Origin of the sequence: Lichenicola cladoniae (genome assembly GCF_013201075.1) — a bacterium.
GTDB lineage: Bacteria > Pseudomonadota > Alphaproteobacteria > Acetobacterales > Acetobacteraceae > Lichenicola > Lichenicola cladoniae.
Genome location: NZ_CP053708.1, coordinates 3422858 through 3448392, shown reverse-complemented (window position 1 = coordinate 3448392; position 25535 = coordinate 3422858). Strand labels below are relative to the sequence as shown.

The following is a 25535-nucleotide window of genomic DNA, read 5'->3' as shown; positions in this document are numbered from 1 at the left end:
AGTATTGGCAGAAGTCGATCAGACCGCCTCTGCCAACTCCGGGTTCAGCTCACCTCGTCGGAGGCATCTGCCGGGGCGACACGCAGGGCCGATGTGGCCATCGGGCGAGGAACGTGGTGCCAGAGGTTCTGTGTCTCGACCGGTTCCGGTTCCTGCCGCACGATATCGAAGCCTGCTCGACGAAGGGAGCGGATCGCCAGCAGATCAAGATGCGGGACGGCATCCCGGATCTCGGACAGGTCTTCCATGTTCAAGTCGTTCGGCATCTGTTTTCTTCTCCGCTTCCGTCAGGGTGGCCGAACCGCCGACCTCAGCTGACGCGAGCTTTGTTCAATCAGGGATGTTTAATACGGCTGTAATTACGTCCCATCGTTTGCTTATCACGATAATCCCGTTTCATACACAACCCATTAACAGGGGGATAACGATCAAGGAGCCTCAATGGCTGCATCACGTCTGTGAACGGGCTTGATTTCAATCGGTCGTGCGTGTCTCCAGGCGGTTCGCCTCAGGCTCGAGGTGCGGAGAACCACGCCTTGGACAATGTCGAGATGGCCCAGGACAGCCTGGAACATGCGCACGGCCATGCAGCGCATGCAGCCGGTGGACCGCCTACCTCTACCCGGATCGCGGCCGTGCTGGTCGCCGTGCTGGCGGCGGTTGCAGTGGTCGTCGAGATGAGCGGCAACGACCAGCAGACCATGTATCTGGCGAACGATGTCGCTGCCTCCGACCTGTGGTCGCAATACCAGGGCAAGTCGGTCCGCCACACCGTCATGTTGCAGACCGCCGACATTCTGGAGTCGCAGGCGGCGATCCTGGCGACCGATGCGCCCCAAAGCGGAACGCAACCCTCGACCTCGGCCCAGTCGGCGAAGACGCAACTCGATGCCAAGGTCGCGGCGGCGCGTATTGGGGCCGCCAGGCTCGAGAACGAACCGGGTCACGACGGGATGCGCCAGCTGGCGGCCAGGGCCCAGGAGGAAGAGCATCGGCGCGACCACGCGCTGCATCTGCATGAGGGGTTCGAACGCAGCGTGCGGGCATTGCAGATCGCAATCGTGCTGGTCGGCCTTTTCATGGCGACCCGGTTGTTCTGGCTGCTGGGCGTGGGCGCCACGCTCGGGGCGGTCGGTCTGCTTTACGGGATCGCGGTAGGCTTTGGCATCGCGTAATAACAACTAACGAGATTCGTGGTATAATTTGCATCACGGTTCCGCCGATGGATATAATGATCCTCGGCTGCCAGGGGTGCTTACATGGATCGACACGGATCGCGGTTGAACAGGCGCCGGGTCTTCGAGGCAGTGCTTGCCGCTACGGTCCTGTGCGGGCTTTCGATCGTCATCGTCGGCCGGTCGCATGCGCCGGTTTCGGACCTGAATCGCATGTTGCGTCCCGGTGTGTCGATGTCGGCCCCGCCGTCGCTGGTTTCGCTCGGGGCCGAACTGCATCCGCAAAACCACGCGACAGGCCGGATGGCCGAACAGGCAGCCAATCCCCCCGGCGGTTGACCTTATGCGGCCGTCGAGCCGACCATAGGGCCCAACGGGGGTCGGCGCGATCCGAACTCCTGATCGGGAGTGCCAATGGCCGACGAGATGATTTTCCACGTCAAGCCGAGTTTTGCAGCGTCGGCACGCGTGAATGCGTCGCGGTTCGGCGTCATGACCAACCATGCAATGCAGAACCCGGATCCGTACTGGCTGGAGCAGGCCAGACGGCTCGACTGGTTCCGGTTTCCCGAGCTCGCCGGCAACGGCAGCTTCGATGGCGACGTCAGGACATCCTGGTTCTCCGACGGGACGCTGAACGCATCGGTGAATTGCCTGGACCGCCATCTCGCCGAGAATGGCGGCCGGACCGCGCTGATCTGGCAGGGCGAGGTCGAGGACGCGGTCCGCCACGTCACCTTCCGTGCCTTGCATGAGGAGGTCTGCCGACTGGCCAACGTGCTTAAGGGCCTGGGCGTCGAACGTGGCGACCGGGTCGCCACCTACCTGCCGATGGTGGTCGAAGGCGTCGTGGCAATGCTGGCCTGCGCCCGGATCGGCGCGGTGCATGTCGTGATGTTCGCCGGCTTCTCGGCCTCCGGGGTGGCGGGACGGCTGCGCGATTGCGGCGCCAAGTTGCTGATCACCGCCGACGAGGGCCGGCGCGGCGGCAAGCGCATTCCCCTCAAGACCATAACCGACCAGGCCCTTCTGGAGCTTGACGGCGCGTCAGGTGGTTCGCCGCTCCACACCGTTCTGGTGGTGTCGGTGACCGGTGCCGACGTGCCGATGCAGGCAGGCCGGGACCATGATTATGCGGCCCTGGTCGCAGCCGCCAACCCGAACTGCGAGCCGGAGATCATGCAGGCCGAGGATCCTCTGATGATCCTCTACACGTCGGGAAGCACCGGTGCCCCGAAGGGCGTGCTGCATACCACTGGCGGCTACCTGCTCTGGGCCAGCCTGACCCAGGAGATCGTGTTCGACCATCGCGCCGGCGACGTCTTCTGGTGCACAGCGGATCTCGGCTGGGTGACCGGACACAGCTATGTCGTGTATGGGCCGCTCACCAACGGCGGTACCACCTTCCTGTTCGAGGGCACGCCGTCATGGCCGGAGCCAGGCCGCTGGTGGCGGCTGATCGACAAGCACCAGGTCAACTGCTTCTACACCGCGCCCACCGCCATTCGCGCGCTGATGCGCGAGGCTCCGGCAAGCCTGTCCGACACGTCCCGAGCCAGCCTCCGGGTGCTGGGTTCGGTCGGCGAGCCGATCAATGCCGAGGCGTGGCTCTGGTATAGCCAGGCAGTCGGCGGTGGCCGTTGCCCGGTCGTCGATACCTGGTGGCAGACCGAGACCGGCGGAATCATGATCGCGCCTTTGCCTGGCGCCGTGGCACAGAAACCTGGATCGGCCACGCTGCCGCTGCCCGGCATCTGTCCGGTGCTGGTGAACGACAAGGGCATTCCGCAGCACGGCGAGAGCGAGGGCCATCTCTGCATCGACCGGCCATGGCCGGGGCAGGCTCGAACCATCTGGGGCGATCATGCCCGCTTCGTGCAGACCTATTTCTCTACCTATCCGGGTCTGTATTTTTCGGGCGACGGCGCCAGACGCGACGCCGATGGCTATTACTGGATCACCGGCCGGGTCGACGACGTGATCAACGTGTCCGGCCACCGGATCGGATCCGCGGAGGTCGAGGCGGCATTCGGTACGCATGACAAGGTCGCGGAGAGTGCCGTCGTCGGTATCCCGCATGATGTAAAGGGACAGGCGCTGGCAGCTTTCGTCGTATTGAAGACCGGTGGCGAGGATGCCGACGCGGGGCTGGAGGCCGAACTGGCCCGCCACGTTGGCCAGGAACTCGGCCGCTATGCGGCGCCGGACCTGGTGATCCTCGCGTCGGAACTGCCGAAAACCCGGTCCGGCAAGATCATGCGGCGTATCCTGCGCAAGATCGCGACCGGCGAGCACGACCAGCTCGGTGACGTCTCGACCCTGGCCGACCCCTCGGTGGTGCAGGCCCTGGTCGAACGCATGAAGCGATAGGCGGAACCAGCCCTGATGAGCAATCTCGCAGCTCCGCTGCCGCCGATCATCACCAACATTCCGGCCCGCCTGGACCGGCTGCCCTGGTGTCGCTTCCATGTCCTCGTGGTCGCGGCGCTGGGTATCACCTGGATCCTGGATGGCCTGGAAGTCACCATCGTCGGCTCGATCGGGCCGGCGCTCGAAAGTCCCAGCGCGCTCGGACTGACCGCCGCCGACATCGGGATGGCGGCGTCGCTCTACCTTGCAGGCGCGGTCTTCGGTGCCTTGGTGTTCGGCTGGCTGACCGACCGGGTCGGCCGCAAGCGGATCTTCAACATCACGCTGGGGCTTTATATTCTAAGCGTGCTGCTGACCGCCTGCTCGTGGAACATCTGGAGCTTCGTGCTGTTCCGCTTCATGACCGGCGTCGGGATCGGCGGCGAATATGCGGCGATCAACTCGGCGATCGACGAACTCATCCCTGCCAAGCTGCGTGGCCGCGTCGACCTCCTGGTCAACGGCTCGTTCTGGATCGGCGCCGCGGTCGGCGCGGCCGGTTCGCTGATGCTGATCCGCGATGACGGATCGTTCCCGGGCGGCTGGCGCTACGGCTTCGCGATCGGCGGCGTGCTCGGCCTGTTCGTGCTGCTGCTGCGGAAGTGGGTTCCGGAAAGCCCGCGCTGGCTTTTGACCCATGGCCGCAACGACGAGGCGCTCGAGATTACCCATGGGATCGAGCGGCGGGTCCAGGAGGCGACCGACTGCCATCTTCCGCCGGTCGAACAGGCGCTGACGGTTCATCCGCAGGTCGTTTTTCCGTTCTCGATGATCGCGAAGGCGATGCTCAAGGACTACAAGATGCGGTCGCTGCTCGTGCTGCTGCTGATGGCGGCACAGGCGTTCCTGTATAATGCGGTGTTCTTCACTTACGGTCAGGTGCTGACCCACCATGAGGGGGTCATGCCGCATCAGGTCGGCATGTATATCCTGCCGCTCGCGATCGGGAACGTACTCGGGCCGGTCCTGCTCGGGCCGTTGTTCGATACGGTCGGCCGGCGCCGGATGATATTTGCCACCTACAGTATCTCCGGCTTGCTGATGATCGTGGTTGCCTGGGCCTTCGCGCAGGGGCATCTCACCGCCATCACCCAGACGATCGGCTGGGTGGCGATCTTCTTCTTCGCGTCGCCGGCTGCAAGTGCGGCCTACCTGACGGCCAGCGAGATCTTCCCTTTGGAAACCCGGGCGATGGCGATCTCGACCTTCTATGTCCTTGGCACGCTGATCGGCGGCGTCGGTGCGCCATACCTGTTCGGGCGGTTGATCGACATGGGCGGCCGCATGCCGCTGGCACTTGGTTACGGCGGCGCAGCCGCACTGATGATCGCAGCCGGCCTGATGGCGTTGCGTTACGGCGTGGATGCCGAAGGCAAGTCGCTCGAGGATATCGCGCGGCCGCTATCGGGCTGACAGTCCTGAGCCGTTGAAATGCCGTCTGCCGCAGCGTGCCGTCGGGCGCTGCCCTGGAGAAGAGAATGATCGAGCCGCGTCGCCTGGCTTTCGCAGTTGCCTTCACCGGGCTGCTGGCAGGGTGTGTCTATGCACCGCCGCCGCCCGTCGTGGTGTATCGTCAGGCTCCCGTCGTTATCCGCCGGCCACCCCCGCCGCAGCCGATCTACGAGCGCCCGCCACCGCCGCCGATCGCGCATCCATACTGGCAGTGGCAACCGGGACACTGGCGCTGGGATGGATATCGCTGGGCCTGGTCGCGCGGACACTACGTCGAGCGGATCGGTTACTGAGCCCAGTTCCGGTCACGTCTGCCGGCTCGGGGACGACCATCGGTCGCCGGGCCTTCTCTGCACTCGGTGCAGCGGGCCTGGTGCTGACCGGCTGCTCGCCGGCGACATTGCTCAACGCACTGGCGCCGGCCCGGCTTTTCGGCGACGGCATCGCCTATGGTCCCGACCCACGCCAGCGCCTGGATATCTATCGTCCTGCCGGCAAAGGGCCATTCCCGGTCATGGTGTTCGTGTATGGCGGAAGCTGGGACGCCGGCTCCCGCTCGATCTACCGGTTCGTCGGCGGCGCGTTCGCCGCGCGCGGGATCATGACGGTGATCCCGGATTATCGCCTGTATCCCGAGGTCCGCTACCCGGCCTTCCTGGATGACTGTGCGTCGGCAATGGCCTGGACACGCCGGAACATTTCCGGCTTCGGCGGCAACGATGCGCCTCCGACGCTGATCGGGCACTCGGCGGGCGCCTACAATGCGGCGATGCTGGCGCTGGATCCCAGCCTGCTCGCGGCGGTCGGGCTGTCGCCGCAACGCGACCTCGGCCGAATGATCGGACTGGCAGGACCGTACGATTTCCTGCCGCTCGACACGGACAAGCTGCGCGACATATTCGGGCCCGAGCCGGGCCTGGCGGCGACGCAGCCGATCAACCACGTCGATGGCCACAACCCAACGATGCTGCTGCTGGCCGGAACGTCGGACAAGACGGTCAGGCCTGGGAACACCGTGCGGTTGGCGGACAAGATCCGTGCCCGCGGTGGCGCGGTCGAGCATCGCCTGTATCCGGGCGTCGACCATCTCGAGATCGTCGGCGCAATCTCCGGCTCGCTCCGCTTCCTGGCCCCGACTTTTCGCGATTGCCTGGCCTTCATGGCGAGGACCGGAGCAGTCGCCGGATCAGACCGGGGCTAGCCCCCGGCTCGTCCGGACGGCAGGTGTCGCAACGGATACGGAGCGACGCCGAACGGCCCCTGCTCATCCGCACACGGCACTTGTGCGTAACGATACCATGAGCCGCCCTATTCCCTATCGTGCAGGCCGATGACCAGCCTGGCCGTATCGTCATCACCACAGGCAGCAGCTATGATCTTCGGATCATGGATGAGGTCGTGCCTGGGCATGAGCGACGTGTACCCTGGATCCACACCCGCATTGTCCGACCTCGCGGTGCTGCTCAGACGCTGCGCCGATGGAGATCAGGCGGCGTTTCGCACGCTGTACGAGCAGCAGTCGCCGAGACTGTATGGTCTGGCGCTGCGTTTGATGCAGCAGCCGGCGCTTGCCGCGGATGCGATGCACGACGCCTTCGTGCAGGTCTGGCAGCGTTCGGCGCAGTTCGATCCATCGCGCGGCGCGGCGGAAGCCTGGCTCTCGAGCCTGTTGCGCTACCGTGCCATCGACATTCTCAGGCGCCGTGCGCGCGAGCATTACGGCCACGAGCCGGCCGACGAGCCGGATCCGTCGCCGGATGCGCTCGACCATCTCTCCGAGGTCGCGGATGGCGACGCGCTCCGCCGGTGCCTCGAACAGCTCGAAGTGGGGCAGCGCCGGGTAGTGACGTTGGCCTTCATGGACGGGCTCTCGCATAGCGAGCTGTCGAGCCGGCTGGATGCGCCGCTCGGCACGGTGAAATCCTGGGTCAGGCGCGCCTTGATCAGTCTCCGCCGGTGCCTTGAACCATGAGTGGCTTTGCTCGATCGGGCGGTCCTGCGGACGACGAACTGGTGGTGCTGTCCGGCGAATACGTACTTGGAACGCTGGATCGCGACGAGGCACAACTGCTCGAACGCGAGGCGCAGACGGACCCGGTCATCGCCGGTGCGATCGCAGCCTGGGAGCACGCGCTGGCGCCGCTCCTGTTCTCGACGGCGACGGTGATGCCGCCGGCATCGCTATGGCAGCGGATCGAGACGACGATCCGGAACGGCCGTCCGGCGATGGTCTCGCGGACAACCGGCCTGGCGTCGAAGGCGGCGAACACCAATTTCTGGCGCGGCGCTACTGCGGTCGGGTTTCTGCTGGCCGCGGGGATCGCCGGGCTGGCGATCATCGATCAGCCAGGTCCCGCGCCCGTCCCGGTTGCGACCTTTGCCGCAGCCGGCGCAAAGCCCGCCGCCTACGTCGCGGAGGCCTATCCGGATGGCAGTCTCTCGATCGTCGCCCTGTCGCCGGTCGCGGTGGCCGATGATCGCGATCTTCAGCTCTGGTCGCTGCGGCAGGGTGGGAAGATACCCACCTCGCTCGGCGTGATGCCGGCAACCGGCACGCGTCTGGCTGCCAGTCAGGTTCCCGTCGGTCCCGGGCAGATCCTGATCAGCCTGGAGCCAAAAGGCGGTTCGCCGACCGGACTGCCGACCGGCCCGGTGCTCTATGGCGCTACGCTCTCGCGTCCGGAGTGACGCACGCGGAGGGCGACGACCTGCATACGATGGCATTACCGCGCAACGCGGACACCCGTACCGAAATCTGGCTTCGTTCCAGGCTGAGCCGGTTGCAGCCTGCGCAGCCGTCGACCTGGCCGGCCGACGCCGATGCACGGGCCGCGGCGGTCCTGGTCCCGATCGTGCTGGCTCCCGAGCCGTTCGTGCTGCTGACTAGGCGTTCGGCACTGCTGCGCAGCCATCCTGGGCAGGTGAGCTTTCCCGGTGGCCGTCCGGAGCGTGCGGACACAGATGCGGTCGCCACGGCGCTTCGCGAGGCGTGCGAGGAAATCGGTCTGGACCCGATGCTGGCCGAGATCATGGGCCGGCTGCCGAACTACGACACGGTATCGAGCCAGTTCACCATCGTGCCGATCGTGGCGCTGCTGTCGCCGCACGCGACCTGGAGCGCGTCGGAAGACGAGGTTGCCGCGATATTCGGGCTGACGCTCGACTTGCTGATCGATCCGGAGGCACCCCGGTTGAGCGAGGACGGGCCACGGCGTGGCTCGTGGAGCTGGCCGCATCCCGAGCACGATGTCTGGGGAGCCACCGCGGGCATCCTGGTAGCGCTTGCGACAGTGCTGAGAGGCTAAGGATCTTGCCGGGACTTGCCGGTAATCCGGCAACTTGTTCATGGCGGGCGGATGCATGGCGTTCCGCGTGTCTCGCAGCAGGGGACAGCAGGCCTGACGACGGGTCAGCTTCTTCAGGTCGCGCATCAGGGCATTGGCGGTCCATGGTGTGCGACGCGATCTACGTAACTCTGGCCCAATCTTAATCTTGGTATGGCAACTCACTGTAATTGTGCGGTCGTCACGTGGTATGACATTTCCGTGAGCGCTAGAGCTGCACAGTAGAAATGGAGAGTGAGGATGCTGGACGTCCTCGAGCCGTTCCACAGGATAACCGGCGTATCGCCACCCCGGGAGGCGCAACCCCGGTTCATGTTTGCGACCGGCATCGAGAACAGCGCTCCTAAAACCGGCGGCGGCCGTACGCGTCGCGACCAGCTGGCCGAATGTGGACATTACGACCGCTGGCGCGAAGACTTCGCGCTCGTCCGCGATATCGGGTGCACATACCTTCGCTACGGGCCGCAGTTTCATCTCACCATGCTCGGCGCCGGCCACTACGACTGGTCGTTCGCGGACGAGGCGTTCGCGGCGCTCAACCGCCAGGGCACGGTACCGATCGTCGACCTCTGCCACTTCGGACTTCCCGACTGGCTCGGCGATTTCCAGAATCCGGAATTTCCGGAGTTGTTCGCGCAGTACGCGATGGCGTTCGCGTGCCGATTTCCGTGGGTGCAGCTCTATACCCCGGTGAACGAGATGTTCATCACCGCGGTGTTCTCCGCCAAATACGGCTGGTGGAACGAGGAGGCCAAAGACGATCGCTCCTACGTGACGGCGATCAAGAACATCGTTCGCGCCAACGTGCTTGCCATGCGGGCAATCCTGAAAGTGCGGCCAGACGCGCTCTTTATCCAGTCCGAATCGACCGAGCATTTCCATGCGGAATGTCCCGACGCAATGCATCATGCCGAGTTCCGGAACGCCGAGCGCTTCTTGACCCTGGATCTGAATTACGGCCATCGGGTCGACAGCGCCATGTACGAGTTCCTCCTGGATAACGGCATGACTCGGGATGAGTATCATTTCTTCCTGTCGCAGAACCTGCGTCGCCACTGCATCATGGGCAATGACTGGTATGCCACCAACGAGCATCTGATCCACGCCAACGGTCAGAGTCGGTGGGCGGGAGAGGTGTTCGGCTACGCCCCCGTGACGCGCCTCTACCATGACCGCTATCACCTTCCGATCATGCACACCGAGACGAATTGCGACGAGGGTCCGAATGGCGACGAGGCCGAGCGCTGGCTTTGGAAACAGTGGGCCGGACTCATGCATCTTCGGCAAGAGGGCATCCCCGTTCTCGGCTTTACCTGGTATTCCCTGACCGACCAGATCGACTGGGACGTGGCGCTCCGCGAGAAGCGGGGGGTGGTCAATCCCCGAGGCCTGTTCGACCTTGATCGCAAACCGCGCGCAGTCGGACACGCCTATGCGCGGCTGATCAAGAACTGGAAAGGGGTCCTGACCAGTCATGATTCCTGCCTGCAGCCGACACTTGCGGCGGCAAGCTAGCGGATCGAAGCCGACCCAACTCGAGGCATCATGGACGCCGCTGGTCAGGTCGGAACCGGATCGCATCGACGAAAGCCATGAGCGCAGGAGATGCATGCCGTTGCTTGGGGTAATAGAGATGGTAGCCGGGCGCGGTCCAACTCCAGTCCTTCAGCACCCGGACCAAATGCCCTGCCGCCAGATTATCGACGACATCGGCCTCGAAGGCATAGGCCAGTCCTACACCCGCGAGCGCGGCGGCGAGAATGAAACGGCTATCGTTCAGGATCAGCGGCCCATCGACCCGCACCTGAAGCGCACGACCACCCTTCTCGAACTCCCAGGGGTAGAGCCCGCCCGAGGTGCTGTTGCGATAACCGATGCATCGATGCTGCGATAGATCCTGGGGCACGCGTGGCGGCTTGTTTCGTGCAAGATAGGACGGCGAGCCGACCACGGCCGATACGATATCAGGCCCGACGCGAACAGCGATCATGTCCTTGTCGACCAACTCGCCGAAGCGAATGCCGGCGTCGTAGCGATCGGCGACAATATCTATCAGGGCGTCGTCGATCGTCATTTCGACGATGATGTTGGGGTTGGCCTCAAGGAAGGCCGGCAGCATCGGCCAGACCGCAGTGTCCGCTGCCTGACGGAAGGTGGAGATGCGCACTGTTCCTGCTGGTTTGTCGCGCAGGCCGCTGAGAGCCGTCAGCTCGGAATCGATACTGGCCAGAGCGGGGCGCAAGGTGGCGAGCAGCCGATCGCCGGCCGCCGTCGGCGCGACGCTCCGGGTCGTTCGTGCGAGAAGGCGAACACCAAGCCTGGCTTCCAGCCCCTTGATCGCGTGACTGAGCGCCGATGGCGACATCCCAAGTCTGGCAGCGGCCAGCGTAAAACTGGCGGCGTCCGCTACGGCGACGAGCGCCGCCAAATCGTTCAGATCATCCCGCTTCATTGCTGCACGGCCCTCATAAGCGCATGCGGATTATAGTTACTAATAACGTAAACGGCAGGTGTCTATATGAGGAGCGTCTTAACCGGCCAGAAGGAGAATGGCGTGATCCATGATTTGAGCGGAAAAGTGGCCATCGTTACCGGCTCTTCCAAGGGAATCGGTGCCGGCATTGCCGAGCGCCTTGCAGCGCAGGGCGCTTCTGTAGTGGTCAATTATTCACGTTCGGCGGAAGACGCCGCGCGCGTCGTCGATCGCATCGTCGCCAAGGGCGGCGTTGCGTTCGCTATCAAGGCGGACATTGCAAACCCTGCAGAAATCCAGCCGTTCGTCGATGCCGCGATCGCGCGCTTCGGCCGCCTTGACATCCTCGTCAACAACGCCGGCATCTACAAGATCGATACGCTCGATACACTCACGGCTGCGAGTTTCGACGAGCACTACAACCTCAATGTCCGAGGCCTTCTTCTGATGACGCAGGCTGCAGCCCGCGTGCTTTCCGAGGGTAGTGTTGTCGTCAACATCAGTTCGGGTCTGGCGAAAAGCCCCTACCCGATGGTCCATGTCTATTGCTCGACCAAGGGCGCCGTGGATACGCTGACCCGATCGTTGGCAATGGAACTCGGCCCGCGCAAGATCCGCGTCGTCGGCATCGCGCCTGGCTTCACCGCGACCGAAGGCAACGCCGAGTCAGCCAAGGGAATGACGGACATCCTGGTTGCGAAGACATTGCTCGGCCGCATCGGAGAGCCTGCCGACATCGCCGCAGCGGTGGCGTTCGCGGTCTCTGCCGACGCATTGTGGGTGACCGGCACCACGATCGACGTTGCGGGTGGCATGGTGTTCTGAAAGGCCGCTTTCGGTTCGTACGTCCGCAGAGCGGTGAGACCGCTTTAGGTCAGCCTGCGTCTGTGATGGGCTATGCGAAAGCGGACGGCGATGACAGGCGCTGGCTTACTGCGTCGTTTGTCGGGACCAGGATCTTGCCCGTGACGTTTCGGGCCTCCTGGGCTTCGCAAGCCGGCAATGCGATCCGTCAGCACTCACGGTGACAGGCCGTCAATTATCTTTGGCCGGTGCTGCGAACTTCTCCGAACAAGCCAGTGGCAGTATCCAGATCCGCTTCTAGCCGTACTGCCTGGCTCATTCCCAGAGCCCCTGCCACCTTTCGGTTCAACTCCTCCCGGACCTCGACGCACGCAGTCTTAACGGCCTCGCCACGTTCGGTCATCCGCACCACCTTCGCCCGCGTATCGGTCGAGTCCGGTACCTGCTCCAAGTACCCCTGCCGCTCCATCAGTCGCACCAGCTGGCTCATCGCTTGCTTGGTCACGCCTGCCCGCTGCGCAAGCGCCGTCGACCGCGTCCCGCCTTCATCCAGCAGCCACAGCAGGCTCGCCGACGCGAATGGAAAGTCATCGTATCCACGTAGTGCCAGTCGGGCGATGACGGCAGCCGTATGCGCCCGGGATGCCGCCATCAGGCTCTGGGCGATGTTAGGGAGAATTTTAACCATTTATAGTAAACATTCTTGACCATTTCTGCCCGAGACGTGTAGGTAGGTCATGTAGTCAAGTAAGTTGACCATATGGCCGGATGACGCCAGCCTTGCTTTCGTAAAGGACTCAAATGCCTACGCTTCTCAACATCCAATCGAGCCCACGTGGCAACAACTCCATCTCGCGTACGCTCAGCGACGACTTTGTCACAGCCTGGCGGGTGAAGCACTCCGGCGGAAGGGTCATCCTGCGGGATCTGGCAGACAACACTATTCCCTATGTCGGCGTCCCGTGGATTGCGGGGATATTCCTCCCTGCCGACGAGCGGTCGCCGGAAATGCGACAGGCCCTGGACATCTCCGACGAACTGATCGCCGAACTCTTCGCCGCCGACGAGATCCTCATCGGAACGCCCATGTACAATTTTACCGTCCCGGCCAATCTGAAGGCTTGGATCGACCTCGTCGTTCGCCCCCGCACGACACACTCCGGTCCTCCCGAACGCAGAGGTCTGGTCACCGGTAAAACATGCAAGATCATCATCGCCTCAGGGGGCGCCTACGACGAAGGCTTGCCTGCTGCCGCATCCGACTACGAGTCTGGCTACCTCAGACGGATCCTCGGCTTCATCGGTGTGACGGACGTCGAAATCATTCTTGCTGGCGGTACTGCCGCAGTCTCCTTCGGTTCGACTACGGTTGAAGAATTCGTGGCAAAGTATCGCCCTGCCGTCCTCGCAGCGGTCGGCTGATCCGCCATCGGCTCAGCTGGGATTCTATCGGGCGTCAGGCTCCATCTGCGAGCGATTGCCGATTATTCGGCCGCTGCGGCAGCGTAAAGCGCCGTCTCGTCGAGTGTCGGTGACTGCAGTTCTGTCTCGAATGCCTGGCGGCTCGAAACGGCGAGTGTTTCGCGGGTACCCGGACCGAGATTGGACTGGAAGATGCCAGCCGCGCTGACCGGCAGGAAGTCCTCGTAAAGGATCGGCTCGGAGGTGCCGTGCCGAAAGAAGGCGAGTCCATCTTCGTGCATGGCGTCGATGTCATCGGGGAATTCGGCGAAGATGCGGCCGCCCGCCTCCTGCCGGTCTGCGCCGGCCGCCACCTCGGACTGAAGCTGCGCCAGCAGGCGATCGTACAGGGCGCGACCGGCCGGGGTCAGCGCCGCGCCACGCTGCTCGACCTCGCCGAAGCGGGCCGTATGGGTGCCGCGGTCGTGGTCGCCCTGGCCGACGAAACGCACCGGCTCGGTGAGCGCCTGGAAACTGGTCTGCCGCAGCAGGATCGGCACCGCGCGCCGGGGCGGCCCTTCGATCACCGGTTTCGGGTTCATGCCCAGCCTGTGCATCGCCGCCTGGGCCGCATCGATGTCGAGCGTGCGCGGGGTCAGATGGTTGATGTGGGGTCCGCGAAAACACACGACGTCGGCCACCAGCGGATGCGACGCCTTCAGCCGGCGATACAGGCCCGCATCCACCGAAGCCGTCTCGTGCCAGCGGAAGGTGTGCAGGGCTTCGGCCACGAAGTCCTCCGCATGGGCCGACGGCAGTCCGCCTTCCCGATCCACCAGCGCGAGCAGGTCCAGCAGGCGAGGGGTGAAGATCCGGCGGCGGTCGAGAATGGCGGCCGCTTCCTCGCGAAGTGCCGCGTCCGTGACCATGTCCAGCCGCAACAGCGAGGTGAAGACGCGGAACGGATTGATCGCCAGCGCTGCCGCATCGGTCGGACGAAACGCGGTAGAGTGGACCGGCACACCCGCCGCGGCCAGGTCGTAATAGCCCACCGGCTGCATGCCCATCGCCGAAAACAGCCGACGGACGCCCACCAGTTCCGATGCGGTGCCGACACGGATGGCGCCGTGCCGCTCGACCTCCAGGCGGTGGGCGACGTCCCCGGACGCGGTACGATTGGTCTCCGCGACCAGCTCCAGCAGCGTTCCGTACAGGGGCACCTCCCGCCGGTACATGTCCGACAGGGCGCGGGAGAACGCGGTCCGCAGGATATTCGGGTCGATCAGGCCGGAGGAGCGGTTCGTCGGCGTCGGGTGGTTCATCGACATTTCCATCTCGGAGGAAAGCGTCAGCGGGAAATCCGGGTCGAGAGCAGGATCATGGAGTTTGTACGCACGACCCCGTCCAGTTCGCCGATCTGGTCGATCACCCGGTCGAGCTCGCTATTCGCGGTGCCGCTGATCACCGCGATCAGGTCGACATTGCCGCTGACCGCATGCAGTTCGCGGACCTGCGGGATCTTGCGGAGCATGATCTCGACCGAGGCGGTCTTTTTCGGCGCCAGGGTGATCAGCACATGCGCCCGGACCATCGGATCGGACGGATCGGTCGCGGCGCGAACCGTGTAGCCGAGGATGGTACCGTTCCGCTCGAGACGCTCGATCCGGCTCTGGATCGTCGTGCGCGACAGTTTCAGCCGCCGGCCGAGTTCGGCTGCCGGCAGGCGTGCATTCGTTGTCAGCAGGTCGATGAGTTCTCGGTCGATCGCGTCAGGCGGCATCGGGCGACGGTACCGGGCAGGGCTGGGCTGTCAATGCCGGGCCGGGACGCCGGTCATGCAGGCACGGTGGCCGCCATGCCCAGCGTCGTTGCCTGCCGTGCCGCCGTCCCGAACAGCCTGGCGCGTGACAGATCGAGCCGACACCGCGCCCCGGACAATAGCGGCGGCAGGATCGCCGGCACCAGGATTTCGAGCGTATCCGCCTGGTCGTCGGTGGTCGGCGCGAGCCGGTAGCGCGTGAAGGCCCCGGCCCGCTGGACCGCGACGACGTGCGCGCCGTTCTCGCCGGCCGCGCACGCGGACAGGCCGATCTCGTATGGCCGCAACGACAGCAGCACACTGCCGCCGCCGGCATCGCTGTCGCCCGGGAGCGTCGTCGCCACGTGCGCCCATGCCCCGTCCAGCCGCAGCCGCCCATGATCCCGGATAGCGGTGAAGGTCACGGTCTCTCCGAGGAACTGGTGCACGAACGGGGTGGCCGGCGCGTCCTCCAAATCATGCGGGCTGCCGACCTGCTCGAGCCTGCCGTCGCGCAGAACGGCGATCCGGTCCGCCACCTCGAGCGCTTCCTCCTGGTCGTGGGTGACCAGGATCGAGGTCAGTCCGAGCCGGTCGTGCAGGCCGCGCAGCCAGCCGCGGATCTCCTTGCGGACCAGCGGGTCGAGTGCGCCGAACGGCTCGTCGAGCAGCAGCAACTCGGGCTCGGTCGCCAGCGCCCTCGCCAGCGCCACCCGCTGCCTCTGCCCGCCGGACAACTGCGCCGGGTAGCGCTTCGCGAGCGCGCCGACCTGGACCAGCTCCAGCAGCTCGGTGACGCGGGCGGCGATGGCGTGACGGTCCGGCCGGCGTGCACGCGGCCGGACCTGCAGCCCGAATGCCACGTTATCGGCCACCGTCATGTGCCGGAACAGCGCATAGTTCTGGAACACGAAACCGATGTTGCGGTCGCGGGCCGGCACCTGGGTCACGTCGCGCGTGCCGATGGTCAGGTGGCCGGTATAGCCCGGCTGCAACCCGGCGATGATGCGCAGCAGCGTGGTCTTGCCGGCACCGGACGGGCCGACGAGTGCGAGGAACTCGCCGGTCGGCACCACCAGGCTGATGTCGCGTACCGCCGGGGTGCGGCCGAACAGGCAGGTAATGTCGCGCAGATCGACGCCCATGGGGCTCCTTGGAAAGGCAGGGTCACGGGGGCGGGTTCAGAGTGTCGTGTTCCGGGAGTGCCGCCAGTCCAGGAAGCCGCGCAAGCCCACCGTCAGGCCGGACACGATCGCCAGCAATGCCGCCAGCGAGAACGCCGCCACGGTCTCGTAGTCGTTGTAGAGCGTCTCGATGCGCAGTGGCACGGTTTCGGTCTGGCCGGGGATATGGCCGGACACCACCGAGACCGCGCCGAACTCACCGAGTGCGCGCGCCGTGCACAGCAGCACGCCGGAGATCAGCGCCACCCGGATCTCGGGCAGGGTCACCCGCAGGAACAGTTTCAGGAAGCCGGCACCCAGCATGGTCGCCGCCTCCTCCTGCTCGCGTCCCTGCGCCTCCATCACCGGCATCACGGTGCGGGTGACGAACGGGAAGGTCACGAACAGCGTGGCCAGCAGGATACCGGGCAGGGCGAACACGATGCGGATGCCGTGCGCCGCGAGCCACGATCCGAACCAGCCATGCGCGCCGAACAGCAGCACCCAGACCAGCCCGGCCACCACCGGCGAGACCGACAGCGGCAGTTCGATCAGCACCAGCAGGGCGGCACGGCCGGGGAAGTCGAACTTGGTCAGCGCATAGGCGGCGAACAGGCCGCAGACGGTGTTGACCGGCACCACGATCACCGCCACCAGGGCGGTCAGCCACAGCGCCGAACGGACGTCGGCATCGGCGAACGTCGCCAGCGCCGGGCCCAGCCCTTTCCGGAACGCTTCGGTGAACAGCGAGGCGATCGGCAGCAGCAGGAACACCAGGGCGATGGCCCACGCGGCGATGGTCAGCGCCAGGCCCGATGCCGTGCGTATGCCCGAGCGTGTGTCGAGCGCGCCGCTGTCGATGGCGCCGCTCAACGGGCCACGCCACGCATCGCGGGCAGTCGGCGGCGCAGCACGGTCACCGCAAGCAGGCACAGGGCGGCGGTCAGCAGCATCACCAGTCCGATCGCGGCCGCGCCGGCATAGTCGAACTCCTGCAGCCGGATCACGATCAGCAGCGGGGCGATCTCCGATACCAGCGGCCGGTTGCCGGCGATGAAGATGACGCTGCCGTATTCGCCGACCCCGCGCGCGAATGCGAGCCCGAAGCCGGTCGCCAATGCCGGCAGTAGCGCCGGAAGCAGGACGCGCCGGGCGATCTGGCCGCGCTTCGCGCCGAGCGTGGAGGCTGCTTCCTCGAGTTCATGCGGCAGGTCGCGGAGCACCGGCAGCACCGTGCGCACCACGAACGGCAGGCCGACGAACACCAGCGCGATCATGATCCCGACCGGCGTGTAGGCGACATGGATGCCCAGGTGGGCAAGTGGCGCCCCGAGCCAGCCGTTCGGTGCGTACAGCGTGGTCAGGGTGATGCCGGCGACCGCCGTCGGCAGGGCGAACGGCAGGTCGACCAGCGCGTCGAGCACGCGCCAGCCCGGCGGCCGCACCCGCTCCAGCACCCAGGCGAGCAACAGGCCGAGCAGGGTGCAGACCGCGGCCGCCACCAGCGCCGTGCCGAAGCTGAGCCGGAGTGCGGCGAGGGTGCGACGGTTGGCGAGCGCGTGCAGGATCCAGGCCGGTCCGTCTTCCCAGGGGCGCGCCGCGAGGGCCGCCAGCGGCAACAGCACCAGCAGCCCGACCCAGACCAGGGTCAGGCCGAACGCCGGCACCGCGCCGGGAATCACCGCCGGTGTCCGGGGCCTCCGGCCGCGCGGCACGCGGTTCACGACCGGACCATGAGGGGTCGTATCTGGGGAAAGGGAGGCGCTCATTTCCCCGCAGTGTAGATGGTGTCGAAGATCCCGCCATCGCCGAAGTGCTTCGGCTGCAACACCTTCCAGCCACCGATGCTCTCGACATCGTAGGTCTTCAGCTCCGGGAACTCGGCGCGGTGCCGGGCCGCCACGGCGGGATCGATCGGGCGGTAATGGTGCCTGGCCTCGATCTCCTGGCCTTCCGGCGTGTACAGGAAGCGGAGATAGGCCTCGGCCAGCTTCTGGGTGCCGCGGGTCTTTACCACAGCATCCACCACGGCGACCGGCGGCTCCGCCTTCACCGAGCTCGACGGGTAGACGATGTCGAACTGGCCGGCGCCGAGATCGTGCGCGGCGAGCAGGGCCTCGTCCTCCCATGCCAGCAGCACGTCGCCGGCGCCGCGCTGCACGAAGCTGTTGGTGGCGCCACGTGCGCCGGTGTCGAGGATCGGCACGTGCTGGTAGAGCAGCTTCAGGTAGGCCTCGGCCTTGGCCTCGTCGCCGTTCGGCTGGTTCAGTGCCCAGAGATAGGCCGCGATATAGCTCCAGCGGCCGCCGCTCGAGGTTTTCGGGTTCGGGGTGATCACCTGCACGCCGTCATGCACCAGGTCGCTCCAGTCGTGCAGTCCCTTCGGATTGCCGTGCCGGACCAGGAACACGATGGTGCTGGTATAGGGCACCGAATGGTTTGGAAGCCGGTCGGCCCATCCGGTCGCGATCAGTCCCTTGGAGGCCAGCGCATCGATGTCGGACGCGATGCCGAGCGTCACGACGTCCGCCTGCAGCCCGTCCAGCACCGAGCGCGCCTGCGCGCCGGAGCCGCCATGCGAGGTTTTCACCGTCACGTCGTCGCCGCCCTGCTGCTTCCAGGCGACCGCGAACTGCGTGTTGATGTCCTTGTACAGCTCGCGGGTCGGGTCGTAGGAGACGTTGAGCAGGCTTTTCGGCGAGGCGGCCATACCGTGGGAAAGCGGGATCGCGGCCAGGAAGACCGAGGCCAGAAGGCGGAGCCGCTTCATGATGAGCATCCTGTTCCACGAAGTATGGTAGTGGTTCTGAAGTAGCACGGCGTCTTGCAGGCTATGAGCTTAAGCCCTGGTTGATCTGGCATGTCAACGCGGGCGAAACGACGTCGGACCCTTTAATCTAGACAAGGACCAATATCGAGACGGACGGGGACTTGCTGCCGACGCCGGCCGGATCGGGTGCTGCCGTGCGCACGTCGTAATTTCAATCCGGCCCGTCTTGCCGTAGAAGCCCTGCTGCAGAGCAGCATTCGATGCTCCTGCTCGTCCCCAAGGGAATTGTCAGCCGGATGCTTCAGATCGAGAGCCTCGTATTCAATGCCTGGGGCCGGCGCTTCTTCGACAAGGCGAGCGTCAGCTTGCCGAACCCGTCGAAGGTCGGGCTGGTCGGGCGCAACGGTGTCGGCAAGTCGACGCTGTTCAAGCTGATCAAGGGCGAGCTGCAGCCTGATTCCGGCGAGATCGGTATTCCGAAAACCGCGCGCATGGCGACCGTCGACCAGGAGCATCCGGCGACGGCGGTCAGCCTGCTGGAAACCATCCTGGCCGCCGATGTCGAGCGGGCGTCGCTGTATGCCGAGCTCGAGAGCGCCGAACCCGAGCGCATGGGCGACATCTGGTCGCGGCTGATCGAGATCGACGCGGATACCGCACCGGCGCGGGCGGCGGAGATCCTGAACGGCCTCGGCTTCTCGACCGAGGACCTCGAGCGGCCGATGGCCGAGTTCTCCGGTGGCTGGCGCATGCGGGTGGCGCTGGCGGCGGCTTTGTTCTCGGCGCCGGACCTGCTGCTGCTGGACGAGCCGACCAACTATCTCGACCTCGAGGGCGCGTTGTGGCTCGAGGCCAGGCTGGCGCGCTATCCGCATTCGGCGCTGATCATCAGCCATGACCGCGAACTGCTGAACAATTCGGTCGGGTTCATCCTGCACGTCACCGAGCGCAAGCTGGAGCTCTATACCGGCGGCTACGACAGCTTCGAGAAGCAGCGCGCCGAGAAGATCCGCCTGCAGAGCTCGCAGCGGGTGAAGCAGGAAGCCGAGCGCGCCCATCTGCAATCCTTCGTCGATCGCTTCAAGGCGTCGGCCGCCAAGGCGGCGCAGGCCCAGAGCCGGATGAAGCGCCTGGCCAAGATGGAGCCGATCTCCACCACCATCGAGGAGCGGGTGTCGCCGTTCCTGCTGCCGTCGCCGCCGCGTCCGCTGGCGCCGCCGCTGATGCGGCTGGAGAATGTCGAGATCGGCTATGGCGACGACCCGGCGGTGCTGCGCGGTCTCGACCTGCGTCTCGACATCGACGACCGGATCGGGCTGCTCGGCGTCAACGGTGCCGGCAAGTCGACATTCGCCAAGATGGCGGCGGGCGCGCTGGGTATCCGCTCCGGCCGGATGACCCGCAGCACCCGCATGGAGGTGGGCTGGTTCCATCAGCACCAGATCGAGGCGCTGGATCCGGCGGAGACCCCGCTCGACATCATGCGCCGGACGCGGCCGCTGGACAGCGACCAGTCGCAGCGCTCGAAGCTGGCGCAGTTCGGGATCGGCTTCGACAAGCAGGGCACCACTGTCGAGGCGCTGTCGGGAGGCGAGCGGGCCCGGCTGCTGCTGAACCTGGTCGCGATGGCGGCACCGCACATGCTGATCCTCGACGAGCCGACCAACCATCTCGACATCGACAGCCGGCGCGCCTTGCTGGACGCGCTGAACGAGTACGAAGGTGCCGTGATCCTGATTACGCATGACCGGTCGCTGATGGAGCTGGTGGCGGATCGCCTTTGGCTCGCTGCCGACAACACGGTGGTACCGTTCGACGGCGACATGGACGACTATGCCAAGTTCGTCCTGGAGCGCTCCAAAGGCGGGACTGCGGCCCCGTCGCAGGCGGCCTCCCGCGAGAAGCGTGTCAAGAAGGCCAAGCGCGCCTGATGGCTCAAACTGCGGCTCATATCCGGTAGAGCTCTACTCTATCTTCCCATGCGCCCCGGCCACTCCAAGCCTCCAGTAGCCTGCTGCCTTGATGTCGGTGCGCGGGATGGTCCGATCTTCGATGAGGTGTGTGCGCAGTCTCCTGATCGTATCGAGTTCACCGGCAAGCCAGGCGTGGGTGTCGCCGTCCGGCAGCTGGACTGATCGCAGCGCCCGTTCGAGCTGGTCCGACGTTCCGGCCGGCCGGCCGTCTCGATGCAGCCACTGGACGGATGCATTGGCTGCGGTCGGCAGGTGTCGTTCCTCGTCTCCGTTCTCGATCTCGATCAGGGCGATCGTGCGGGCACCCGGTTGCATTTCCTCGAGCCGGCGGGCGATCGCCGGCAGTGCGGTCTCGTCGCCGGCGAGCAGGTAGGTGTCGTAATCCTCGGGCACCAGCTGCGAGCCGCGTGGTCCGGCGATGCCGAGCCACTGGCCGGGCACGGCGGATCGCGCCCAGCTCGCGGCGGGTCCGTGTCCATGCAGGACGAACTCGATGGTGAGCGTGGCGGAGGCGGCATCGAAGCGTCGTGGCGTGTAATCCCGGGCGGTCGGGCGTGCCGCGCCCTCTGGCAGGGCAGGGCCGTCCGGCCCCATCGTCGGAAGCGTCGGCTTGTCCTGGCCGGGAGCTGTGAAGAACAGCTTCACGTGGTCGTCGGGTGCGGCAGTGGAAAAGTCGGCCAGGTCGCCGCCGCCGAGCACGATGCGGCGCATGCGAGGCGACAGGATCTCGACGCGCACGACCTGCGCCAGCCGGATGCGGACGTCGTGCCGGATCCGTATCGGCGTGCGTACCGGGCGGGACACCGGAACCAGGGCATTCATCTCAGTGCTCCCCGCCCGGAGCCGGGCCAGCCAGGATGTCGGCGCTGGCCTGGTCCAGGATGCGGGCGATGCGGCGAGCCTCGCCGGCATCGCAACCGCGCTTGCGCATCAGGGCATGCTTGAGGGCGTGCCGGGCGCGATGGAGGTCGTCCGGACCATGCGGATCGGCATCGGTGACCCCCGCGAAGGCTTCGCGCACCTGTTCCATGCGGCCGCCGATCCGGGCGAGTGCGTCGAGCATCAGGTCCGCCTGGGCACGGTTGGCGGCGAGGTGGGCACGGCCGGATTCGGTCAGCGAGTAGAGCTTGCGGTTGCCGTCCGGGGCGACCGCGGCGTGACCGATCTCCTCGAGATAGGTGAGGGCCGGATAGACCATGCCCGGGCTCGGCGCATAGAAGCCGCCGGAACGGTCTTCGAGCATGCGGATGAGCTCGTAGCCATGCGCCGGGCGCTCCCCCAGCAGCAGCAGCAGGACCAGCTGCAGGTCGGCCGAGCTGAGCTTGCGGCCAGCAGTGAAGCCGTCGCCGTCGCCCATGAAGCCGCGTCCGAAGCCTCCGCCACGGCCGAAGCCTGATCGTCCGCGATGGCCTCCGATCGCGTGGATCAGATGGCGGAGACGATTGGTGTGGGAGATCGATGCTCTATAAGACATATCGTAAGATATAGCTGTCAATCGTTCTGGTGCAACATGTTTTGTTGTTGTTCGGCCTGGGGAGGGGCTGGCTCTCTTTAAGGCACGCGTGATCGTGGCGCCTGCGATGCGTCTTGCTGCTGCACGTCGAACCGATCGGTACGATCATGGATCGAGATACGATCGCTTGGTGCTTATTTAGTACAAGGTGTTTTGGTACCGGCTTTTGTTGCCGAAAGTGTGGAACAGCGAAAACCGAGCTCACGCCGGTCAGGCAGACCCGGTCCATCGGACCGAAATCTGCCTGCCCAGAGCGTGGCGATGGCTCGACGCGCGAGCCATCGCCTACCTGGATTACTGAACGTATTTCAGAAACGCGAGGCCGATTGCCAGCTTGTAGGCATCCAGCGAGCCGTTACCGACGGCGTTATCATACCCGGTCTTTGCCTTGTAGCCCCAGTTGTCGCCGGTCTTGATGTCGGTCGAGGTCAGGTTGCTGAACTCGTAGACGGCCGGGTTCAACTGGCCGGTGCGCCCGAGAGCCTGGGTGAACAGCGCGTTTACGCCGTTGAGCTGTGGCGCGACGAAGCTGGTGCCGCCAAAGAAGTCGACGACCTGGCCTTCCTCGATCAGCTGATAGCCAGACTCCGGATCGGCATTTGCCGAGATGTCCGGGCTGTTGCGTCCGGCGAATTTGGCCGGCAGCACGTACTGGGTAACCGGTCCGGCGCCGTTGTCCTGGGTGAGGGTCTGGCCGGGCTTGGTCTTGGTAATGCCGCCCACGCCCTGCTGATACCAGGGTGCACCGAAGTAGGAGCTGACGCCGCCACCGGCGCCGACCGAGAAGAAGTTGGCGATCGGCTCGAGCGATGCTTTCCCCTGCGCGGCCGCCTCGTTGACGATGTAGTCCCAGCCCCAGGCCTGTTCCTGCGCCACCGAGATCAGGACGCCCTTGCCCGTGGTGAACGAGAACGGCAGCGTGGTGCCGCCGGCCGAGGTCACCAGCGGATCGCTCGAGGGATGGTCGACGGCGTACGGTGCGTTGCAGACCGGGGCCGTGGCGGTTGGCGTCCCGTAGGCCGGGCAGCCGCGCACCGTATCGAATGAGCCCGAATCGCCTGCGGCGATGAACACCGTCTGGCCCTGCAATGCCATTTCCAGGAAGGCGTCGTGGAACGCGTCGAGCAGGAAGGTATCGCCGCTGGTCTTGGTGGCGATGTTGTAGAAGAAGTCGAGTTCCGGCTGGCCCCAGCTTGCGGAGACCGTATCGGCGATGTTGTCGGACGCGGCTGCTTCGAAGGCGTTGATGAAATTGGCGTTGGTGTTGTTCGGCGCGACATAGACGCGGACGTTGGCGCCCGGCGCGAGACCACCGGACTGCTCGACATCGAGGTCGGTCTCGCCTTCGCCGGCCGCATCGCTCGGGGCGATGCTGGTGCCGCCGTCGACGCTGACCGTGGTGATCCGAGACTGCGACACATTCAGGCCGATCTGCTTCCAGAACAGGTAGGCGTCGGACGGATAGAAATTGGCCAGCGTGACGATGCCGATGGTGGCGCCGCGGCCGTTGATGCCCTGCTGGTAAATCGGGTTGACGCCATACTTGGCCGCAAAGTCAGCCGGCAGGTAGTCGCCGGGCGTGCCGCCGGTGAGTGCGCCGCTGACCGCATGGGGGGTGATGGTGTGACCATAGGCGCTGATCGCATGCAACGGACGCGGATGGGTCATCGTGTCGAGGCCGCCGATGCCACGAACGAGGCCTTTGAGAGCCGGCGGCAGGGTGAGTGGCGTGGTCGGTGCCATGCCGGTCCGGTCGTTCATCGTGAAGCGGCGCAGCGATACGCCGAGGGCGCGCTGGGCGGTGCCGGCGGAGCTGGTGACCTCGATCCCGAGACGGTTCGGGTAGACGTAGACCACGGTGTAGCCGAGCTGCGTCAGGACAGCCTCGACCTTGCTGACGTCGCCGCTGGTCGGTGCATACTTCTTGACGAAGTCGGTGACGCTCAGGAACTTGTGGTAGGCGGGACCCGGAACCTGCATCGCCTTGGCTTCTGCCTCGGCAGCCTGCGGGTTTCGCAGCGGCAGATAGACGGTCTGCGCCAGGATGTCGCCGACCGCGACGGCGGAAGAGGTGGCTGCGGCCTGACCTGAGGTCGCTCCAGCCAGGGAAAAGGTAAGGGCGGTGAGGACCGAGGCGACCGAGGCAGCCAAACGGCGCTTGTAGTTAAACGACATCAATATCCTCCAGTGTATCGACGTGTGTCGGAAAGGGCTGGAGACGTGCCGCTATCCCGGACCAGTCCCAGCCTCTGTGACATTGTTTCACGCGCCGTGACGAACTGTGTAGATGGCCAACAATTTAGGTTCAAGGTCGACACGGTGTGGAATTTGGGGTGGTGAACAGAATGTGCGTCCAGACTTTGCGTATCCTGTTTATATGATCGGCAAGTGCCTGCGAAACAGGCAGCGTTCTGGCCCGGGCGGTCTCGCCACCCTGCTGCCGGGGAGGCGGGTGTCACCCTGTGGGGCGTGATGGCGGTTCGGGGTGCCGTCATCAGGCGGGTTGAGTTTTGGCACGAACCCGACTAAACGTCCGCGCCTGTTCGTGCGTCCGGGCCTGGAATGGGCATGCCTGGCCATGACGGCTGTCCTGTGGCCCATGGTGGGCCGCTCCCGAGGGAGAGGACGGCTCCACGGTAGGAGACCGAAATGCCCAAGATGAAGACCAAGTCGTCGGTCAAGAAGCGGTTCAAGATCACCGCGACCGGCAAGGTGCTCGCGGGTCCTGGCAACAAGCGCCACGGCCTGATCAATCGCTCACAGAAGATGAAGCGGTCCAACCGCGGCAGCCAGGTGCTCGCCGAGCAGGATGGCAAGACTGTGAAGCAGTGGGCCCCCTACGGGCTGGCCTGAGGAGCACTGAGAAATGGCACGCGTAAAACGGGGCGTAACCACACACGCTCGTCACAAGAAGGTCCTGGCTCAGTCCAAGGGCTTCGTCGGTCGTTCGTCGACCAACTATCGTATCGCGCTCGAGCGCCTGGAGAAGTCTCTCCAGTATGCGTATCGCGACCGTCGCAACAAGAAGCGCGACTTCCGTGGCCTGTGGATCCAGCGCATCAACGCTGCCGTCCGCGAGCATGGCCTGACATACAGCCGGTTCATCGCCGGGCTGAACAAGGCCGAGATCGAGATCGACCGCAAGGTTCTCGCCGCGATCGCCTATGACGATCCGGCGTCCTTCGCCGAGATCGTGAAGAAGGTCCAGGTCGCGATCGCCGCCTGATCCAGCTAAGCCTGCAAGATGGAAGAGGGCCGCT

General features: G+C 65.4%; 27 protein-coding genes. 15 read left to right on the top strand and 12 right to left on the bottom strand.

Features of this window, described 5'->3' with window-relative positions; translation table 11 throughout:
* Positions 1 to 44 precede the first annotated feature (44 nt).
* A complete protein-coding gene (locus HN018_RS15665; protein WP_171833184.1) occupies positions 45 to 266 on the bottom strand; it encodes a hypothetical protein in 222 nt (73 codons plus the stop codon).
* 270 nt (positions 267 to 536) lie between these two features.
* Between HN018_RS15665 and HN018_RS15660 the strand changes: the two genes are divergently transcribed.
* The 10 genes from HN018_RS15660 to HN018_RS15615 all read left to right on the top strand — a co-directional run bounded on the left by HN018_RS15660 (position 537) and on the right by HN018_RS15615 (position 9895).
* On the top strand, positions 537 to 1175 hold the full coding sequence (locus HN018_RS15660) for a DUF4337 family protein (protein ID WP_171833185.1): 639 nt from the start codon (positions 537 to 539) through the stop codon (positions 1173 to 1175).
* 105 nt (positions 1176 to 1280) lie between these two features.
* The gene (locus HN018_RS15655; RefSeq protein ID WP_171833186.1) at positions 1281 to 1514 is read left to right on the top strand and encodes a hypothetical protein; all 234 of its coding nucleotides are present in this window, start codon (positions 1281 to 1283) and stop codon (positions 1512 to 1514) included.
* 75 nt (positions 1515 to 1589) lie between these two features.
* A complete protein-coding gene (gene acs, locus HN018_RS15650; RefSeq protein ID WP_171833187.1) occupies positions 1590 to 3545 on the top strand; it encodes an acetate--CoA ligase in 1956 nt (651 codons plus the stop codon).
* A 15-nt stretch (positions 3546 to 3560) separates the two neighbouring features.
* Positions 3561 to 4997 carry an MFS transporter gene (locus tag HN018_RS15645; protein ID WP_171833188.1) on the top strand — a complete coding sequence of 479 codons (1437 nt, stop codon included), beginning with the start codon at positions 3561 to 3563 and terminating at the stop codon, positions 4995 to 4997.
* Positions 4998 to 5062: 65 nt separating this feature from the next.
* Positions 5063 to 5329 carry a hypothetical protein gene (locus HN018_RS15640; protein WP_171833189.1) on the top strand — a complete coding sequence of 89 codons (267 nt, stop codon included), beginning with the start codon at positions 5063 to 5065 and terminating at the stop codon, positions 5327 to 5329.
* 80 nt (positions 5330 to 5409) lie between these two features.
* Positions 5410 to 6237 (top strand): alpha/beta hydrolase, encoded by an 828-nt coding sequence (locus tag HN018_RS15635; RefSeq protein WP_204259547.1) that lies wholly within the window; start codon positions 5410 to 5412, stop codon positions 6235 to 6237.
* Positions 6238 to 6444: 207 nt separating this feature from the next.
* Positions 6445 to 7008: a sigma-70 family RNA polymerase sigma factor gene (locus HN018_RS15630; protein ID WP_171833190.1), complete on the top strand. Its 564-nt coding sequence runs from the start codon at positions 6445 to 6447 to the stop codon at positions 7006 to 7008.
* Positions 7005 to 7724, top strand: coding sequence for an anti-sigma factor (locus tag HN018_RS15625; RefSeq protein WP_171833191.1), 720 nt, complete (start codon positions 7005 to 7007; stop codon positions 7722 to 7724). The genes HN018_RS15630 and HN018_RS15625 overlap by 4 nt, the downstream gene beginning before the upstream one ends.
* A 29-nt stretch (positions 7725 to 7753) precedes the next feature.
* A complete protein-coding gene (locus HN018_RS15620) occupies positions 7754 to 8341 on the top strand; it encodes a CoA pyrophosphatase (protein WP_171833192.1) in 588 nt (195 codons plus the stop codon).
* Positions 8342 to 8620: 279 nt separating this feature from the next.
* A complete protein-coding gene (locus tag HN018_RS15615; protein ID WP_204259546.1) occupies positions 8621 to 9895 on the top strand; it encodes a family 1 glycosylhydrolase in 1275 nt (424 codons plus the stop codon).
* Positions 9896 to 9923: 28 nt separating this feature from the next.
* On the opposite strand, the gene HN018_RS15610 is transcribed toward HN018_RS15615, so the two are convergent.
* On the bottom strand, positions 9924 to 10832 hold the full coding sequence (locus HN018_RS15610) for a LysR family transcriptional regulator (RefSeq protein WP_171833193.1): 909 nt from the start codon (positions 10830 to 10832) through the stop codon (positions 9924 to 9926).
* Positions 10833 to 10934: 102 nt separating this feature from the next.
* On the opposite strand from HN018_RS15610, the gene HN018_RS15605 reads away from it, so the two are divergent.
* The gene (locus HN018_RS15605; protein ID WP_239478732.1) at positions 10935 to 11678 is read left to right on the top strand and encodes an SDR family NAD(P)-dependent oxidoreductase; all 744 of its coding nucleotides are present in this window, start codon (positions 10935 to 10937) and stop codon (positions 11676 to 11678) included.
* Between the two features lie 214 nt (positions 11679 to 11892).
* On the opposite strand, the gene HN018_RS15600 is transcribed toward HN018_RS15605, so the two are convergent.
* Positions 11893 to 12345 (bottom strand): MarR family winged helix-turn-helix transcriptional regulator, encoded by a 453-nt coding sequence (locus HN018_RS15600; protein WP_171833194.1) that lies wholly within the window; start codon positions 12343 to 12345, stop codon positions 11893 to 11895.
* Positions 12346 to 12458: 113 nt separating this feature from the next.
* Between HN018_RS15600 and HN018_RS15595 the strand changes: the two genes are divergently transcribed.
* Complete coding sequence (locus tag HN018_RS15595) at positions 12459 to 13079, top strand: FMN-dependent NADH-azoreductase (protein ID WP_171833195.1); 621 nt, start codon at positions 12459 to 12461, stop codon at positions 13077 to 13079.
* Positions 13080 to 13141: 62 nt separating this feature from the next.
* Here HN018_RS15595 and HN018_RS15590 read toward each other — a convergent pair whose 3' ends face one another.
* From HN018_RS15590 to HN018_RS15565, 6 genes are read right to left on the bottom strand one after another with little or no spacing between them, the layout of a single operon-like run.
* Positions 13142 to 14380 (bottom strand): VOC family protein, encoded by a 1239-nt coding sequence (locus tag HN018_RS15590; protein ID WP_171833196.1) that lies wholly within the window; start codon positions 14378 to 14380, stop codon positions 13142 to 13144.
* A gap of 26 nt (positions 14381 to 14406) precedes the next feature.
* Positions 14407 to 14838, bottom strand: a complete 432-nt coding sequence (locus HN018_RS15585; protein WP_171833197.1) for an Lrp/AsnC family transcriptional regulator — start codon at positions 14836 to 14838, stop codon at positions 14407 to 14409.
* Between the two features lie 53 nt (positions 14839 to 14891).
* Positions 14892 to 16001, bottom strand: a complete 1110-nt coding sequence (locus HN018_RS15580) for a sulfate/molybdate ABC transporter ATP-binding protein (RefSeq protein ID WP_171833198.1) — start codon at positions 15999 to 16001, stop codon at positions 14892 to 14894.
* Between the two features lie 36 nt (positions 16002 to 16037).
* Complete coding sequence (cysW, locus tag HN018_RS15575; RefSeq protein WP_171833540.1) at positions 16038 to 16847, bottom strand: sulfate ABC transporter permease subunit CysW; 810 nt, start codon at positions 16845 to 16847, stop codon at positions 16038 to 16040.
* 41 nt (positions 16848 to 16888) lie between these two features.
* Positions 16889 to 17743 (bottom strand): sulfate ABC transporter permease subunit CysT, encoded by an 855-nt coding sequence (gene cysT / locus HN018_RS15570; RefSeq protein ID WP_408886722.1) that lies wholly within the window; start codon positions 17741 to 17743, stop codon positions 16889 to 16891.
* A 41-nt stretch (positions 17744 to 17784) separates the two neighbouring features.
* Positions 17785 to 18789 carry a sulfate ABC transporter substrate-binding protein gene (locus tag HN018_RS15565; protein ID WP_275434095.1) on the bottom strand — a complete coding sequence of 335 codons (1005 nt, stop codon included), beginning with the start codon at positions 18787 to 18789 and terminating at the stop codon, positions 17785 to 17787.
* Positions 18790 to 19049: 260 nt separating this feature from the next.
* On the opposite strand from HN018_RS15565, the gene HN018_RS15560 reads away from it, so the two are divergent.
* A complete protein-coding gene (locus HN018_RS15560) occupies positions 19050 to 20720 on the top strand; it encodes an ABC-F family ATP-binding cassette domain-containing protein (RefSeq protein ID WP_239478730.1) in 1671 nt (556 codons plus the stop codon).
* Positions 20721 to 20753: 33 nt separating this feature from the next.
* Here the strand turns inward: HN018_RS15560 and HN018_RS15555 are convergent, their stop codons facing one another.
* From HN018_RS15555 to HN018_RS15545, 3 genes are all read right to left on the bottom strand, one after another.
* Entirely contained in the window at positions 20754 to 21584 is an 831-nt protein-coding gene (locus HN018_RS15555; protein ID WP_171833201.1) for a siderophore-interacting protein, read from the bottom strand.
* Position 21585: 1 nt separating this feature from the next.
* On the bottom strand, positions 21586 to 22119 hold the full coding sequence (locus HN018_RS15550) for a PadR family transcriptional regulator (protein ID WP_239478729.1): 534 nt from the start codon (positions 22117 to 22119) through the stop codon (positions 21586 to 21588).
* 450 nt (positions 22120 to 22569) lie between these two features.
* Positions 22570 to 24450 carry a S53 family peptidase gene (locus HN018_RS15545; protein ID WP_171833203.1) on the bottom strand — a complete coding sequence of 627 codons (1881 nt, stop codon included), beginning with the start codon at positions 24448 to 24450 and terminating at the stop codon, positions 22570 to 22572.
* A 474-nt stretch (positions 24451 to 24924) separates the two neighbouring features.
* On the opposite strand from HN018_RS15545, the gene rpmI reads away from it, so the two are divergent.
* Positions 24925 to 25128 carry a 50S ribosomal protein L35 gene (gene rpmI / locus HN018_RS15540; protein ID WP_171833204.1) on the top strand — a complete coding sequence of 68 codons (204 nt, stop codon included), beginning with the start codon at positions 24925 to 24927 and terminating at the stop codon, positions 25126 to 25128.
* 13 nt (positions 25129 to 25141) lie between these two features.
* On the top strand, positions 25142 to 25501 hold the full coding sequence (rplT, locus tag HN018_RS15535; protein WP_171833205.1) for a 50S ribosomal protein L20: 360 nt from the start codon (positions 25142 to 25144) through the stop codon (positions 25499 to 25501).
* Positions 25502 to 25535: the final 34 nt, after the last annotated feature.

Excerpts from the sequence above, each read along its gene's own strand:
- HN018_RS15615 (WP_204259546.1), top strand. The coding sequence starts at position 8,621 with ATGCTGGACGTCCTCGAGCCGTTCCACAGGATAACCGGCGTATCGCCA.
- HN018_RS15640 (WP_171833189.1), top strand. The coding sequence starts at position 5,063 with ATGATCGAGCCGCGTCGCCTGGCTTTCGCAGTTGCCTTCACCGGGCTG.
- HN018_RS15620 (WP_171833192.1), top strand. The coding sequence starts at position 7,754 with ATGGCATTACCGCGCAACGCGGACACCCGTACCGAAATCTGGCTTCGT.
- HN018_RS15560 (WP_239478730.1), top strand. The coding sequence starts at position 19,050 with ATGCTCCTGCTCGTCCCCAAGGGAATTGTCAGCCGGATGCTTCAGATC.
- HN018_RS15585 (WP_171833197.1), bottom strand. The coding sequence starts at position 14,838 with ATGCCGCCTGACGCGATCGACCGAGAACTCATCGACCTGCTGACAACG.
- HN018_RS15555 (WP_171833201.1), bottom strand. The coding sequence starts at position 21,584 with ATGAATGCCCTGGTTCCGGTGTCCCGCCCGGTACGCACGCCGATACGG.
- HN018_RS15565 (WP_275434095.1), bottom strand. The coding sequence starts at position 18,789 with ATGAAGCGGCTCCGCCTTCTGGCCTCGGTCTTCCTGGCCGCGATCCCG.
- HN018_RS15665 (WP_171833184.1), bottom strand. The coding sequence starts at position 266 with ATGCCGAACGACTTGAACATGGAAGACCTGTCCGAGATCCGGGATGCC.
- HN018_RS15590 (WP_171833196.1), bottom strand. The coding sequence starts at position 14,380 with ATGAACCACCCGACGCCGACGAACCGCTCCTCCGGCCTGATCGACCCG.
- HN018_RS15630 (WP_171833190.1), top strand. The coding sequence starts at position 6,445 with ATGAGCGACGTGTACCCTGGATCCACACCCGCATTGTCCGACCTCGCG.
- HN018_RS15545 (WP_171833203.1), bottom strand. The coding sequence starts at position 24,450 with ATGTCGTTTAACTACAAGCGCCGTTTGGCTGCCTCGGTCGCCTCGGTC.
- HN018_RS15625 (WP_171833191.1), top strand. The coding sequence starts at position 7,005 with ATGAGTGGCTTTGCTCGATCGGGCGGTCCTGCGGACGACGAACTGGTG.
- HN018_RS15550 (WP_239478729.1), bottom strand. The coding sequence starts at position 22,119 with ATGGGCGACGGCGACGGCTTCACTGCTGGCCGCAAGCTCAGCTCGGCC.
- HN018_RS15580 (WP_171833198.1), bottom strand. The coding sequence starts at position 16,001 with ATGGGCGTCGATCTGCGCGACATTACCTGCCTGTTCGGCCGCACCCCG.
- HN018_RS15600 (WP_171833194.1), bottom strand. The coding sequence starts at position 12,345 with ATGGTTAAAATTCTCCCTAACATCGCCCAGAGCCTGATGGCGGCATCC.
- acs (WP_171833187.1), top strand. The coding sequence starts at position 1,590 with ATGGCCGACGAGATGATTTTCCACGTCAAGCCGAGTTTTGCAGCGTCG.
- HN018_RS15645 (WP_171833188.1), top strand. The coding sequence starts at position 3,561 with ATGAGCAATCTCGCAGCTCCGCTGCCGCCGATCATCACCAACATTCCG.
- rpmI (WP_171833204.1), top strand. The coding sequence starts at position 24,925 with ATGCCCAAGATGAAGACCAAGTCGTCGGTCAAGAAGCGGTTCAAGATC.
- HN018_RS15610 (WP_171833193.1), bottom strand. The coding sequence starts at position 10,832 with ATGAAGCGGGATGATCTGAACGATTTGGCGGCGCTCGTCGCCGTAGCG.
- HN018_RS15595 (WP_171833195.1), top strand. The coding sequence starts at position 12,459 with ATGCCTACGCTTCTCAACATCCAATCGAGCCCACGTGGCAACAACTCC.
- rplT (WP_171833205.1), top strand. The coding sequence starts at position 25,142 with ATGGCACGCGTAAAACGGGGCGTAACCACACACGCTCGTCACAAGAAG.